Annotated in this window: 10 protein-coding genes; 6 read left to right on the top strand and 4 right to left on the bottom strand. The window is 41.8% G+C overall.

The window, feature by feature from the left end; translation table 11 throughout:
• Positions 1-20: 20 nt before the first annotated feature.
• From F886_RS09470 to F886_RS09460, 3 genes are all read right to left on the bottom strand, one after another.
• Entirely contained in the window at positions 21-692 is a 672-nt protein-coding gene (locus tag F886_RS09470; RefSeq protein WP_005304229.1) for a class I SAM-dependent methyltransferase, read from the bottom strand.
• Between the two features lie 72 nt (positions 693-764).
• The gene (locus F886_RS09465) at positions 765-2,459 is read right to left on the bottom strand and encodes an AMP-binding protein (RefSeq protein WP_005304226.1); all 1,695 of its coding nucleotides are present in this window, start codon (positions 2,457-2,459) and stop codon (positions 765-767) included.
• A gap of 109 nt (positions 2,460-2,568) precedes the next feature.
• A complete protein-coding gene (locus F886_RS09460) occupies positions 2,569-3,186 on the bottom strand; it encodes a TetR/AcrR family transcriptional regulator (RefSeq protein ID WP_004793061.1) in 618 nt (205 codons plus the stop codon).
• 144 nt (positions 3,187-3,330) lie between these two features.
• Here F886_RS09460 and F886_RS09455 point away from each other — a divergent pair, with 144 nt between their 5' ends.
• From F886_RS09455 to F886_RS09435, 5 genes are read left to right on the top strand one after another with little or no spacing between them, the layout of a single operon-like run.
• Entirely contained in the window at positions 3,331-4,503 is a 1,173-nt protein-coding gene (locus tag F886_RS09455) for an isovaleryl-CoA dehydrogenase (protein ID WP_005304222.1), read from the top strand.
• A 24-nt stretch (positions 4,504-4,527) separates the two neighbouring features.
• Positions 4,528-6,129 carry a carboxyl transferase domain-containing protein gene (locus F886_RS09450; RefSeq protein WP_005304219.1) on the top strand — a complete coding sequence of 534 codons (1,602 nt, stop codon included), beginning with the start codon at positions 4,528-4,530 and terminating at the stop codon, positions 6,127-6,129.
• Positions 6,130-6,138: 9 nt separating this feature from the next.
• Positions 6,139-6,942, top strand: coding sequence for an enoyl-CoA hydratase/isomerase family protein (locus tag F886_RS09445; protein ID WP_005304216.1), 804 nt, complete (start codon positions 6,139-6,141; stop codon positions 6,940-6,942).
• Positions 6,943-6,953: 11 nt separating this feature from the next.
• Positions 6,954-8,945, top strand: a complete 1,992-nt coding sequence (locus F886_RS09440; RefSeq protein ID WP_005304214.1) for an acetyl/propionyl/methylcrotonyl-CoA carboxylase subunit alpha — start codon at positions 6,954-6,956, stop codon at positions 8,943-8,945.
• Complete coding sequence (locus F886_RS09435; protein ID WP_005304211.1) at positions 8,942-9,844, top strand: hydroxymethylglutaryl-CoA lyase; 903 nt, start codon at positions 8,942-8,944, stop codon at positions 9,842-9,844. Before F886_RS09440 ends, F886_RS09435 begins: the two co-directional genes overlap by 4 nt.
• Before the next feature lie 251 nt (positions 9,845-10,095).
• Here F886_RS09435 and F886_RS09430 read toward each other — a convergent pair whose 3' ends face one another.
• A complete protein-coding gene (locus tag F886_RS09430) occupies positions 10,096-11,037 on the bottom strand; it encodes a LysR family transcriptional regulator (protein WP_005304208.1) in 942 nt (313 codons plus the stop codon).
• A 204-nt stretch (positions 11,038-11,241) separates the two neighbouring features.
• Here F886_RS09430 and F886_RS09425 point away from each other — a divergent pair, with 204 nt between their 5' ends.
• Positions 11,242-14,724 carry an indolepyruvate ferredoxin oxidoreductase family protein gene (locus tag F886_RS09425; protein WP_005304206.1) on the top strand — a complete coding sequence of 1,161 codons (3,483 nt, stop codon included), beginning with the start codon at positions 11,242-11,244 and terminating at the stop codon, positions 14,722-14,724.
• The last annotated feature ends 63 nt before the right edge of the window (positions 14,725-14,787 follow it).

The following is a 14,787-nucleotide window of genomic DNA, read 5'->3' as shown; positions in this document are numbered from 1 at the left end:
TTCCTTTGTCTCTACTGACATTATTTTTTTGCAATAAAACCCTGATACGTCAAAATTTGCGTATACGGCTGTACACTCTCGAAACCAGTCTTTTGCAAAAGTTTTATATATCCTTCAGTAGTTAAGCTAAAAAAGTCTTGTGCCATACGCTCTAACATTTTCTGACATTGGTCTTCCGTTAAACCTTGATCCAAGCATAAATAACGTAGTGCTTGAAGCTGCTGTGGGTTTACACACGTCATTAAATCGTAAGTAAGTAAAACCGCTTTTTCTTTTAAGCGATCATAAATATCTTTAAAAAAAACAGGTTTTATCTCATCTGCAATAAAATGCGCTACGAGAATAGAAAGTGCAGCATCAAAGCAATTTTCCAGAGGCAAAGCCGAAGTTTCACCGTGAACAAAGGTTACTTGTGAAGATTTATCTAAAAGTTCAACCTGTTCTTGGGCTTTTTGCAGCATGGTCAAAGATGGATCAACTGCTGTAAATTTCCAGTTCGGATGTCGTTTAAGTAAATATTCGAGTTCATACCCCGTACCACAACCCACAATTAAGATATGAGCATTAGGTTTCAACACCGATTGTAAAATGGCATCCACCTGTTGATGGATGACTTCATAACCTGGAATTAATTTACGAATATGTTCGTCATATCCTTCGACTACTTTGGGGCTATTAAAGTCTTTTGCCATTTTGTTTTATCCTCTATTTAAACTGCCTTTAAATTTATAGTTTGCTGCACTTTGAACGGGCTTTCGACTTCTTTAGTCAAAGACATTTCCAGTTAAATTAAGCTCAGCTCGCATAATTTCCTGCAATTTAAACTTTTGCGCTTTGCCTGAAGCAGTCATTGGAAACTCATTAAAGAATCGGACATAACGCGGCACTTTATTATGAGAAATATGCTCTTTGCAGAATTGGCGAATACTGTTTTCATCAATTTGATGATGGTCATGCAAAATAATACAAGCACAAAGTTCTTCGCCATATCTGGCATCTGGTAAGCCAATGACTTGTACATCGCTTACATCTGGATGGGTATATAAAAAGTCTTCAATTTCTTTTGGAAAGAGATTTTCCCCACCACGAATCACCACATCTTTAATACGGCCTTTAATTTTAATAAAACCGTCTTGGTCCATTTCGGCAATATCACCCGTATGCATCCAGCCAGCTGAATCAATGACCTCTTTGGTCTTTTCTTCTTCGCCCCAATAGCCAGCCATCACTGAATAACCGCGAACACATAGCTCACCTAAAGTACCTTGCGGAACAATCTGCCCTTCTAAATCGACAATTTTAATTTCAACATGCGGATGAACATGCCCAACAGTGCTTACTCGTTTATCAATCGAATCATTTACCGAGCTTTGCACACTCACTGGCGAGGTTTCAGTCATACCATAACAAATCGTGATTTCAGACATATGCATTCGGTCTATGACACGTTGCATAATTTCACGTGGACAAGGACTACCTGCCATAATTCCTGTTCTTAAGCTCGACAGGTCAAATTCATTAAACTGTTCATGTTCTAAAGTAGCAATAAACATGGTCGGCACGCCATAAGCTGCCGTACAACGTTCTTGATGAATCGCTTTTAAAGTTTCTAAAGGATTAAATACCGCCGATGGATAGACCATGGTTGAACCATGTGTCACACATGCCAGATTCCCCATGACCATGCCGAAACAATGAAACAACGGCACAGAAATACAAACTTTATCTTGAGGGGTTAAACGAATGCCTTCACCGACAAAATAACCATTATTTAAAATATTATGGTGGGTCAACATGGTCCCTTTAGGGTTACCTGTTGTTCCTGATGTAAATTGGATATTAATCGTTTCATCAAACTGATGTTGCTTCGCTAATTGTTTTAATTGTTCAAGCTGCTCAGAAGTTGGTGTGGTGACTAAATCACTAAAGCGATAAATACCCGTATGTTGTTGGTCATCAATTTTAATGACAAATTTTAAATGTGGCAGTCGCGCTGAACTGAGCACTTTATCTGAACTGTTGGTTAACTCAGGGGCAATTTTTGTGAGTAATTCTTGGTAATCAGTGGTTTTGAATTGAGAAGCAATAATCAATCCTTTACATGAGACTTTATTCAACACATATTCAAGTTCATGGCTTTTATAAGCTGTATTTAGATTGACTAAAATAATCCCTGCTTTAAAGGCTGCAAATTGGGTTACCGTCCATTCCACACAGTTAGGTGACCAGATCGCTAATCGATCTCCTTTTTTTAATCCCAATTTTAAAAGGCTACAAGCAAAAGCATTTACTTCATCCTGTAAAGCTTTATAGGTTAATCGTCTGTTTTGGTGGAAACTGACGATTGCTTCCTTTTCAGCATATTGCCGACAGGCCTGATCGAATTGTTCACCAATGGTCATACCCAATAAGGGCTGTGTGCTTGGTCCCGAGGCGTAACTTAACCGTTCTTGTTGCATTGAATCATTCTCCTTGATTCTTTTAATTCTCTTCTTACCTGATCTAATTGTTGTTACTGCAACTACTTTTCCAAACCGCCTACTTTGTAATGTTTATCCTTTATATGCCCTATTTCTTCTGCACAGCATCTACACAAAAGTCAGCAATCTGTTTTGAAAAATAGTCTTTGTGCGCATGATCAAACTTTGTATTTTGAGCTGGGTCTAGGGGTTCAACTACCACATAGGTCATGGCACCGACAACACAAAGTGCTGCTGTGTTTAAATCATCCAAGACAAACTCACCACTTGCATTTCCATCCGCAAGTATTTTTTTAATACTTTGTTTAATCAATTGCTTCACACGAAAACGCTCATGTTCAACCGTTGAATCGACGGGTTCAAACATGAGTGAATATGCAAGCTGAGGACTATTCAGTGCCCGTTTTACAAAGGTTGCCACCGCCTTGTGTAATTTCTGCTTTGCCGATAACTCACTTTCGGTAATCGAATCAATCACCAATAATTCTGTATTAATAGCCTCGGACAAAACTTCAATCAGCACTTGGCTTTTATTATCAAAATAGCGATAAACCAGTCCACTAGATACACCCGCTTGCTCTGCAATTGTTTGTATTTGCGCGTCTTTAAATCCTCCCTCTGAAATTATTTTTCTGGCTGAATTCAAAATCGATTTACGATTTTGCTCCATCCGCTCTTGCATTAAAGATGATCGTTTATAGCTCATAATTTATTCTCTAACAAATAAAATGAATTGTAAATCATTTTATGAATCTGTATTCACTTTTTCAAAAAATCATTGTATGTTACTTATCAAATACCCACAAAATATTTTATGGACAACAAATATAACCAATAGGATGAAAATATCATGAACCTACGCAGCTTGAATTTCGGTCTAGATGAAACTTTAATTGCGCTTCAAGATTCGGTAGCCGCTTTTTGTGCAAAGGAAATTGCACCAATTGCCCAACAAGTTGATCAAGACAACAAATTCCCTGCACATCTCTGGAAAAAATTCGGAGATATGGGCCTTTTAGGCATGACGGTTTCTGAAGAATATGGCGGTGCCAATATGGGTTACTTAGCTCATATTATTGCTATGCAAGAAATTTCTCGTGCTTCGGCAGCCATTGGTTTGTCTTACGGTGCTCATTCTAATTTATGTGTAAACCAAATTAACCGTAACGGTAACGAGCAGCAAAAACAAAAGTATTTACCAAAATTGATTTCCGGTGAATATGTGGGTGCCCTTGCGATGTCTGAACCGAATGCGGGTTCTGATGTCGTTAGCATGAAATTACGTGCTGAACAAAAAGGTGATCACTTCGTTTTAAATGGTTCAAAAATGTGGATCACTAACGGCGGTGATGCAGATGTACTCGTGGTTTACGCTAAAACTGATCCGCAAGCTGGTGCAAAAGGCATGACTGCTTTTTTAGTTGAAAAAAGCATGAAAGGCTTTAGTCACGGCAACCACTTAGACAAACTCGGTATGCGTGGCTCTAACACTTACCCGCTGTTCTTTGACAATGTGGAAGTACCTGCTGAAAACGTACTCGGCGGTGTTGGTAACGGCACAAAAGTACTCATGAGTGGTTTGGACTATGAACGTGCAGTTTTAAGTGCCGGACCTTTAGGCATTATGGATGCCTGCCTAGATGTGGTAATTCCATACTTACACCAACGTGAACAGTTTGGACAAGCTTTAGGTGAATTCCAACTTATGCAAGGCAAACTTGCCGATATGTATTCAACTTGGTTGGCATGTAAAGCTCTTGTTTATGCTGTTGGTGCTGCATGTGATAAAGCTGACCATGACCGCAGCCTACGTAAAGATGCTGCAAGTGCCATTTTATATGCTGCCGAAAAAGCAACATGGATGGCTGGTGAAGCAATCCAAACTTTAGGCGGTAATGGTTATATCAATGAATTCCCTGCTGGGCGTTTATGGCGCGATGCAAAACTTTATGAAATTGGTGCCGGAACTTCTGAAATTCGCCGCATGCTGATCGGCCGCGAACTCTTCAATGAAACCAAATAATAATTATAAATAAGGACGCATCTTATGAACCAATTACAAAGCAAGATTAATGTTCGAAGTGAAGACTTCAAAACAAACCAGCAAGCCATGCAAACATTGGTCACAGATCTAAAACAAGTTGCACAGCATATTGCTTTAGGCGGCGGTGAAAATGCCCGTCAAAAACATTTGGCTCGAGGTAAACTTTTACCTCGTGAACGTATTGATCAACTGATTGATGTCGGTACGGCATTTTTAGAAATTGGTCAGTTGGCAGCGTACAACGTTTATGAAGATGATGTTCCTGCCGCAGGTGTGATTGCAGGTGTTGGTCAAGTCAACGGAATCACTTGCATGATCGTTGCCAACGATGCAACGGTTAAAGGTGGAACGTATTACCCACTTACGGTTAAAAAGCATTTACGCGCACAAGAAATTGCTGAACAAAATCACTTGCCTTGTATTTATTTGGTGGACTCAGGCGGCGCCTATTTACCAATGCAAGATGAGGTTTTCCCAGACCGTGATCACTTTGGGCGTATTTTCTACAATCAGGCACGTATGTCGAGCCTAGGTATTGCCCAAATCGCTGTAGTAATGGGTAGCTGTACCGCAGGTGGTGCTTATGTTCCTGCCATGTCTGATGAAACCATTATTGTCCGTAACCAAGGTACGATTTTCTTAGGTGGCCCTCCTCTTGTAAAAGCTGCAACTGGCGAAGTGGTGAGCAGTGAAGATTTAGGCGGTGGTGATGTACACACACGTCTTTCAGGTGTGGCTGACCATTTAGCTGAAAATGATGAACATGCAATTGCGATTGCACGTAACATTGTTGCTAACTTAAATAAAAAGCCAAATGACTTAAATAAACAAGTTGATGAACCATTATTTGATGCATCGGAACTCTATGGTGTGGTGCCAAGTGATGCACGTAAACCTTTCGATGTACGTGAAGTCATTGCACGTATTGTAGATGGCTCTCGTTTTGATGAGTTTAAAGCACGTTTTGGTTCAACACTGATTACTGGTTTCGCTTCGCTCTATGGCATGCCAGTCGGGATTATTGCCAATAACGGGATTTTATTCTCTGAGTCTGCACAAAAAGGTGCGCACTTTATTGAGCTATGCACACAGCGCAATATTCCATTGTTATTCCTACAAAACATTACGGGCTTTATGGTTGGTCGTCAGTATGAAAATGAAGGAATTGCAAAAAACGGCGCCAAATTAGTGATGGCAGTTGCAACCGCAAATGTACCTAAACTCACCCTAATTATTGGCGGTTCGTTTGGTGCGGGTAACTACGGCATGTGTGGCCGTGCTTATTCACCACGCTTTTTATGGACATGGCCAAACTCTCGTATTTCTGTGATGGGCGGAGAACAAGCCGCAAGCGTACTTTCGACTTTAAAACGTGATCAGATTGAGCAAAAAGGTGCCGAGTGGTCAGCGCAACAAGAAGACGAATTCAAACAACCAATTCGTGAACAATACGAGCGCCAAGGCCATCCGTACTATGCTTCTGCCCGCCTTTGGGATGACGGTGTAATCGACCCAGCGCAAACTCGCCAAGTACTTGGCTTAAGCCTTGCAGCTGCTATGAACGCTCCAATCCAGCCAACCAAATTTGGCGTGTTCCGCATGTAAGAGGTGTATATGAGCTATCAATTTTTACAACTCGAACAACAAGGTCAGGTTGCCTATGTTTGGCTGAACCGCCCTGAATTGCACAATGCATTCAACACCACAGTCATTGAAGAGCTGCATGCTTGCTTTAAACAAATCCATACACGTGATGATATACGTGTGGTCGTTCTAGCGGGTCGCGGCAAAAGCTTTTCGGCAGGTGCCGACCTCAACTGGATGAAGCAGGCAGGTCAGGCATCTTCAGCAGAAAATGAAGCAGATGCATTAAAACTTGCACAAATGTTAGATGCACTTGCAACACTTAAGCAACCGACCATTGCCCGAGTGCATGGCATTGCCTTTGGGGGCGGTATGGGTTTAGCGTCAGCGTGTGATATTTGCATTGCCAGCACTGATGCCAAGTTTGCAACATCTGAGGTTCGTTTAGGGCTTGCTCCATCTACCATTAGCCCCTATGTAATTCGTGCAATTGGTGCAAGACAAGCTTCTCGTTACTTCTTAACTGCCGAGCGAATTTCAGCACGTGAAGCCAAACACATTGGCTTGGCACATGAAGTTGCAGATGCTGAAGACTTAGATAAAAAAGTTCAAGAAATTGTTGATGCTCTATTACTCGGTGGTCCGCATGCTCAAGCGGCATCAAAACAACTCATTCAAATGGTGAGCAACCAGACCATGAGCAATGACTTGCTGCAGCAGACAGCACATCATATTGCTCAAGTTCGTCAAGGCAGCGAGGCAAAAGAAGGTCTGAGTGCCTTTTTAAATAAACAACAGCCTGCTTGGGTTTCTAACTCGAATAACAACAATTAAGGACGATCATCATGTTTGAAAAGATTTTAATTGCGAACCGTGGCGAGATTGCGTGCCGTGTGATTCGTACAGCTAAAAAATTAGGGATTGCAACGGTTGCTGTTTACTCAGATGCAGATGCAAATGCACAACATGTCAAACTTGCCGATGAAGCGGTTTATATTGGTCAGTCCCCTGCAACGCAAAGTTATTTACAAGCCGACCGCATTATTCAAGCAGCGATTGATACAGGCAGCCAAGCAATTCACCCGGGCTACGGTTTCCTTTCTGAAAATGACCAGTTTGCACTCGCTTGCAAACAACACAATATTTGCTTTATTGGCCCGCCAGTCGATGCCATTTTAGCTATGGGTTTAAAAGCAACCTCTAAAGCTTTAATGGAAAAAGCAGGCGTCCCTTTAACACCGGGTTATCACGGAACCAACCAAGATGCCGACTTTTTAAAACAACAGGCAGACCAAATTGGCTATCCAGTTTTAATCAAAGCTAGTGCTGGCGGTGGCGGTAAAGGCATGAGCTTGGTTGAACGTAGTGAAGATTTTCTACATGCATTAGCTTCTTGTAAGCGCGAAGCTAAATCGAGCTTTGGTAATGATGATGTCTTAATTGAACGTTATGTGATTCAACCACGTCACATCGAAGTACAAGTGTTTGGTGATACACACGGTAACTATGTGCACTTGTTTGAGCGCGACTGCTCTGTGCAACGTCGCCACCAAAAAGTATTAGAAGAAGCCCCTGCTCCACAAATGCCAAGCGAGAAGCTTGATGCGATGCGTCAGGCGGCAATTGATGCTGCACGTGCAGTAGACTATGTCGGTGCCGGTACGGTCGAGTTTATTGTGGAACAAGACGGTACGGCGTATTTCATGGAAATGAATACCCGCTTACAAGTTGAGCACCCAGTGACTGAAATGATTACCGGTGAAGACTTGGTTGAATGGCAACTTCGTGTAGCTTATGGCGAACCGTTACCTAAACTACAAAACGAATTACAAATTCACGGGCATGCGCTCGAAGCACGTATTTACGCCGAAGAACCAGAAAAAGGCTTTTTACCTGCCATTGGTAAAATTGACTATCTACACTACCCAACTCAAAACCAATATGTACGTGTAGACAGCGGTATTGTTGAAGGCGATGAAATCACAACCTATTACGACCCGATGATAGCTAAACTGATCGTATGGGGTAAAAACCGTGAAGCTGCGCTCATTCAAATGCAGCATGCCTTAAGCCAATTCCATGTCGATGGTTTAGGCAACAACATTGCTTTTCTTGAAAAAATTGTTCGTAGCGAATCGTTTAAACAAGCCAAGCTTGATACTAACCTGATTCAACGTGAACAAAACTTCTTGTTTAGCCCTGAAGAGATCAAACCTGAACTGGTGGTGGCAGCGGCATTTATTGAGTTTCTAAGTAAACTTAATAACAACAGCTCAAGCCAAAAACAGCTTTGGCAGGCTCAACCACTGTGGCGTTTAAATATTGCCTATCAGCACAGTATTAAACTGAATTATTTAAATCAGAATACCCAAATCAAATTTGCCTCACATGAAGATGGCTTCATCGCAGAATATAACGGTCAATGCTACACGATTTCTGGCCAATTGATTGATGCGCATACGGCCTCTGTTCAAATTGGTGGGACTCAGCAAAAGCTGTCTTTTAACCAAAGTCAGCAAGGTATTACCTTATTCCAAAATGGACAAAGCTACAAGTTTGCTTATATTCGCCAAGACTTTAATCAAGCAGATAGCCAAGCCGATGAAGGCCACCTGAAAGCCCCAATGCCAGGTGTGGTCACTCAAGTGCTGGTAAGTGCAAATCATAGCGTGAAGAAAGACGATATTTTAATGACGCTTGAAGCAATGAAAATGGAATATACCATTCGTGCGCCTAAAGATGGCTTGATTTTAGACTCTTACTTCCAAGTCGGCGATCAGGTCAAAGCTGGCGATGAACTTGTGGAATTTCAGCCTGCTCAGGAGGAAGTTGCATGAGTGAGTTTGTCAAAATCGTGGAGGTCGGTCCCAGAGACGGCCTCCAAAACGAAAAGCAGGCTTTAACGGTCGAACAACGCTTAAATTTCATTAATGACTTGATAAATGCAGGCCTAAAATCAATTGAAGTGGGTTCATGCGTTTCGGCAAAATGGGTGCCACAAATGGCTCAAAGTGACGAGCTATTTAAGTTATTACCCCAAACAACCGATGTGCAATTTAGCTTGCTCACCCCCAATATCAAAGGTTTTGAAACTGCTCAAGCGGTAGGATGCAAAGAGGTTGCGGTGTTTACCGCAGCTTCTGAAAGCTTTACCCGTAAAAATATCAACTGCTCAATCGATGAAAGCTTTGAAAAATTTAGCGATGTTCTGAGCGCAGCAAAAGCACATAACATCCGTGTGCGTGGTTATGTCTCTTGTATAGTCGATTGTCCATATGAAGGCGCAATTGCTCCTGAACAAGTGGTAAAAGTTGTTAAACGGCTCTATGACATGGGCTGCTATGAAGTGTCTTTAGGTGAAACCATTGGCACCGCAACACCAGATCGCGTTCAAAAGGTTTGGCAAGCATGCCTCGCTGAACTCGACAGCAAGGTTTTGGCTGGGCATTTCCATAACACCTATGGCATGGCGATTGCCAATATTTATCAGTCTTTACAACAAGGCATTCGTGTTTTTGATTCGTCTCTTGCAGGACTTGGCGGTTGCCCTTATGCCAAAGGTGCTTCTGGCAATGTATCGACCGAAGATCTATTTTATTTGCTGTCACACATGGGCTTTGAAACTGGCATTGACTTAGAAAAGCTAATGCAAGCCAGCCAAAATATTAGCAATGTATTAAACCGAAAAAGCTTGTCGAATTATGCAAATGCTTATTGGCAAACCAAGTGTGCCTAGTCATCAATTAAAGTAGCTCAGCATCTGGTATAAGGCTTAATATTAGGCCGAGTACCAGATTATCACGTCTAATCTTTATCTCATTTCGTTCAAGAATTGGGACTAAATCCCTCATGTAATTTTTTTAAAATTTATCATTCATCTCTGTATTAAATGCCTCTCTCAACAGAAGCATTTTCTACCCTATTTTTATTCTAAATCCGTATTATTGTTCATCCTTTTCTATCTTAGTCCTTAAAAAATTTATCTCATTATTTATAAAAATAAGATGCATCCATTTCAATTCTTGGGGAAATATATTCTTCCACCCAATCTAACCATGCACGCGTTTTAGCATCAATAAAATGGCGTGAAGGCAATAAGGTATAAACTCCTATATCAGGCGAACGCCACTCTGGCAAGATATGACATAATCTTCCATTCTGAACTGCATCTAAAGCCGAAAACATCGGCAATAACGCCACGCCCATATCTTGTTGCACCACATCCAACAATAACTCAGGGTTATCTGCAATGAGTTGCCCGCCAGTATCAATTTGGTAAGACTCACCCTTTGCATTTAACAAGTGCCAATCTGGTGTAATAGATGGGTTTACTAAGCGTAAACAGGCATGGTTTTTTAAGTCTTCTGGGGACTTCGGCACACCATGTTTTTCTAAATATGCAGGTGATGCACATAAAACAGAAAAAATGGTCCCAATTCTGCGTGCAACAAACCGAGAATCTGTTAATGATTCAGTCAGATAAAGACTGACATCCACCCCTTTTGCCAATAGGTCTGGAACGTACTGTGAAGTCGTATATTCCACGGTTAGTTCAGGGTAATGCTTACAAAACTCGGCCATTACTGGAAAAACATAATGATGCCCAAAGCTTCCCATGCTTAACACACGTAAACGCCCTTTGGGTTTAGATGCCGTTCCTGTTACTTCTGATTCTGCTTCATCCACCATTGAAATGACTTGGCGACAGCGCTCTGCATAAGTCGCACCAATATCGGTCAGTGCCTGCTGGCGCGTTGAGCGTTGTATGAGTTTTGTACCTAAGCGTGTTTCTAGCTCGCTGATAAGACGTGAAACCTGTGCTGTGGTCAGATCCATCTGCTCAGCTGCTGCTGTGAAACTCCCGCTATCAATCACTTTCAGGAATGCATGCATTGCATGCAATAGTCCACCATCGAGATTTTTGCGCATAACGTAAATATGTTTTCCTAAATTACGGATTGTTGCACCAGTTTAGTTCAACCACAATGACTAAATGTACATACATTGGCACTAATTCTTTTTAAGAAGAGGAACCGATCTTTTTTTATTTCGTATGTCACTTGCTCCAAATATTCAACTGGATGTTGAAAAAAGAAAGTAGTCCGAGCTACTAAAAATTCTAAGGAGATATAAATGAATATAGCTACAAAAGTCACTCCAAATATTATTGCAACAAAGGATGTGTCACTTGAAGATAAATATGTAAGTGATAACGGTACAGCATATATGACTGGCATTCAGGCACTTGTTCGGTTGCCTCTTGCCCAAACTCGCCGTGACGCGATCAATGGTTATCATACTGCTGGTTTTATTTCTGGTTATCGCGGTTCTCCTGTTGGTAACTATGATAGTTTCCTTTGGCAAGTTCAAGGATTACTTAAATCCCATAATGTTGTATTTCAACCTGGTGTAAACGAAGACTTAGCTGCTACCGCAATTTGGGGTACGCAACAAGTTAACCTTTCAGGCCAAGGCAAATATGATGGAGTGTCTTCATGGTGGTATGGTAAAGGCCCGGGTGTTGACCGTTCAGGCGATGTACTCCGCCATGCTAACTTAGCTGGTACCTCTGAACGTGGTGGTGTCGTTGCTTTATTTGGTGATGACCACTCATGTAAATCTTCTACAATCCCTCACCAGTCTGAACATGTCATGATTGGTTGCGGTATTCCAATTTTCTACCCAACATCCGTTCAACAAATTTTAGACTTTGGTGTTCACGCCATTGCAGTTTCACGTTTTTCTGGCCTTTGGTCTTCAATGAAGCTGGTTAGTGAAATTGTAGAAACTTCTGCTTCTGTACATGTTGACCTAGACCGTGTTACTCCGGTTATACCAGAAGATGTCAATTTCCCAGAGGGTGGCGTCAATATTCGTTGGCCAGATCATGGCATTCAGCAAGAAGAACGCCTTTATAAATATCGCTTACCTGCTGTTTTGGCTTATGCCCGCGCGAATAAAATCAACACCGTTACATGGCCTTGTGAAAATGCCCGTATCGGTATTGCCGCAAGTGGTAAAGGTTATTTAGATACGATTGAAGCCTTACGCATTTTAGGTATTGAAGATGAAACTGCCCAACAACTTGGGCTACGTGTTTATCAAGTTGGTCTGATTTGGCCTTTAGAACCACAAGGTGTTCGTGAGTTTGCCGAAGGTTTACAAGAACTGATCGTTATTGAAGAAAAACGTCCAATTATTGAAACACAAATTAAAGATGAGCTGTACTCACTTCCTGATGGCAAACGCCCACATGTGATTGGTAAAGCCACCGATGGTAAAGGTGAATGGAGTACCTCTATTGAGGAAGCACCGCTCATTGGTCACTATGAGTATCAGCCTGAACCTATTGCAAAAATGCTGGCTACTCGCTTCTTAAAACTAGATATTCCAGAAAGCCTAAAATTACAAATCCAAAGCAGAATCGACTTACTGCTAAAAGCAGAGCAAGAATCAAAACGTGTTATTGATCTTGCTGAGCGTAAACCATATTTTTGTAGCGGTTGCCCACATAACTCATCAACGGTAGTCCCTGAAGGTAGCCGCGCTCTTGGCGGTATTGGTTGTCACTATATTGCTGTTTCACTTGACCGTGGTACCGAAACATTCTCGCAAATGGGCGGTGAAGGTGTAAGTTGGGTCGGTGCATCACCATTTACCAATGAAAAACACATTTTTGCCAACCTTGGTGACGGAACTTACTTCCACTCAGGTTACTTAGCAATCCGTCAGTCCATCGCTGCAAAAACTAATATTACCTATAAAATTCTCTACAACGATGCGGTCGCTATGACAGGTGGTCAGCATGTAGATGGGCATTTGAGCGTTGCGCAGTTAACTCGTCAGCTTGCTGCCGAAGGTATCAAAAAACAAGTCATCGTAACTGATGAAGTTAAACTATTAAACGAAGAAGACGGTATTGCACCGGGTGTAGAAATTCGCCACCGTAATGAACTCGATACAGTTCAACGCGAGCTTCGTGAAGTTACAGGTGTAACCGCTTTAATCTATGTACAAACCTGTGCCAGTGAAAAACGTCGTCGCCGTAAACGTGATGCTTACCCTGACCCAGCTGAGCGTTTATACATTAACAGTGATATTTGTGAAGGCTGTGGCGACTGCTCGAAAAAATCAAACTGCTTATCTATTGAGCCAGTAGAGACTGCTTTAGGAACTAAACGTCAAATTAACCAAAGTAGCTGTAACAAAGACTTCACTTGTGCCGAAGGGTTCTGCCCTAGTTTTGTGACTGTTCATACACGTGATATGAAACGTCCGGCTAAATTTGAAGGTATTGGTGCAGGCTGGCCGACATCACCAGTTATTCCTCAGTTATATGATGTTCCAAGTCGTATTATGGTCGGTGGTATTGGTGGTACAGGCGTTGTGACTATTGGTGCACTGCTTGGTATGGCGGCTCACCTCGAAGGTAAAGCTACCCGTGTGATGGACATGGCTGGACTTGCGCAAAAAGGCGGTACAGTTTATTCATACGTACAACTTGCAGCAACTGATGAACAAATTTCTTCTACCAAAATTCCAGCGGGCCAATGTGAATTACTGATTGGTGCCGATGCGGTAGTTGCTGGTGGTAGTGCTGCTCTATCTCGCTTAAAAGATGATGCTTTGGTTATTGTGAATGAAGACAGTACCCCTACTTCTGAGTTTATTAAATCTCGTGACTGGTATGCACCTATTAGCGATTTAATTGATCGTCTTCGTGGTCGTGTTCGTCAAGGTCAACTGGTTTCTCTGCCAGCAGCTCGCATTGCAACACAACTCTTAGGTGATTCAATTTATACCAACCAGTTATTACTCGGTATGGCTTGGCAATCTGGTCGTATTCCGCTATTACGTGAAAGTATTGAAAAAGCAATTCGCTTAAATGGTACTGCTGTTGAAAAGAACCTAGAAGCTTTCCGTGTGGGTTGCCATCTTGCAAGTGACCCAACTTTAGCTGCACGCTTAGTTGCGGCAATGCCAAAAACCAAAACTCCACAAACTTTGACTGAACTTATTGAAGACCGTTCTGCCCGTCTAACAGACTACTGGAATGAAGCTTACGCAGCTAAATATCGTACGCTTGTAGAGCTGGCTGCTAAAAAGTTACCAGAAGAGTTAACAGGTACGATTGCAACTCAGCTTTATAGAGTTATGGCGTATAAAGATGAATATGAAGTTGCACGTCTTTTAACAGGTAAGAGCTTCAAAGAATCAATTGAAACCCAGTTCGGTAAAGGCTTACGTTTAACGTATCATCTTGCTCCACCAGCTTTACTCGGTGGTCTGAAAAATGTTCGTAAACGTGCGTTTGGTTACTGGATGCGCTTCCCAATGATGATGCTTGCTCGCTTACAATGGCTTCGTGAAACTTTCCTTGACCCATTTGCACGTCAAGAAGAACGTCAACACGAACAAGCTTGGCGTGACCGTTACATCTCATTTGTTGAAGCACTTGTTGAAGCACCAGACAATCACAACTTGGCAGTTGCTGAGCAAATTGCAAAATTACCGGCAGAAGTTCGTGGTTATGGTCATATCAAAATGAAAGCAATGGATGCTGCAAAACAACGTTGGGATGAACTTACACCAACACTGATTAAAGTTCGTAGCTAAGAAATTGCTTAAAAATTAAATCTCAAAATAAAAAAGTCATCCTTAGGGATGACTTTTTTATTG

It is taken from the genome of Acinetobacter sp. NIPH 542, assembly GCF_000369825.1.
GTDB classification, from domain to species: Bacteria; Pseudomonadota; Gammaproteobacteria; order Pseudomonadales; family Moraxellaceae; genus Acinetobacter; species Acinetobacter oleivorans.
The sequence above is the reverse complement of the archived record's forward strand: the minus strand, read 5'-3'. Positions and strand labels throughout refer to the sequence as shown.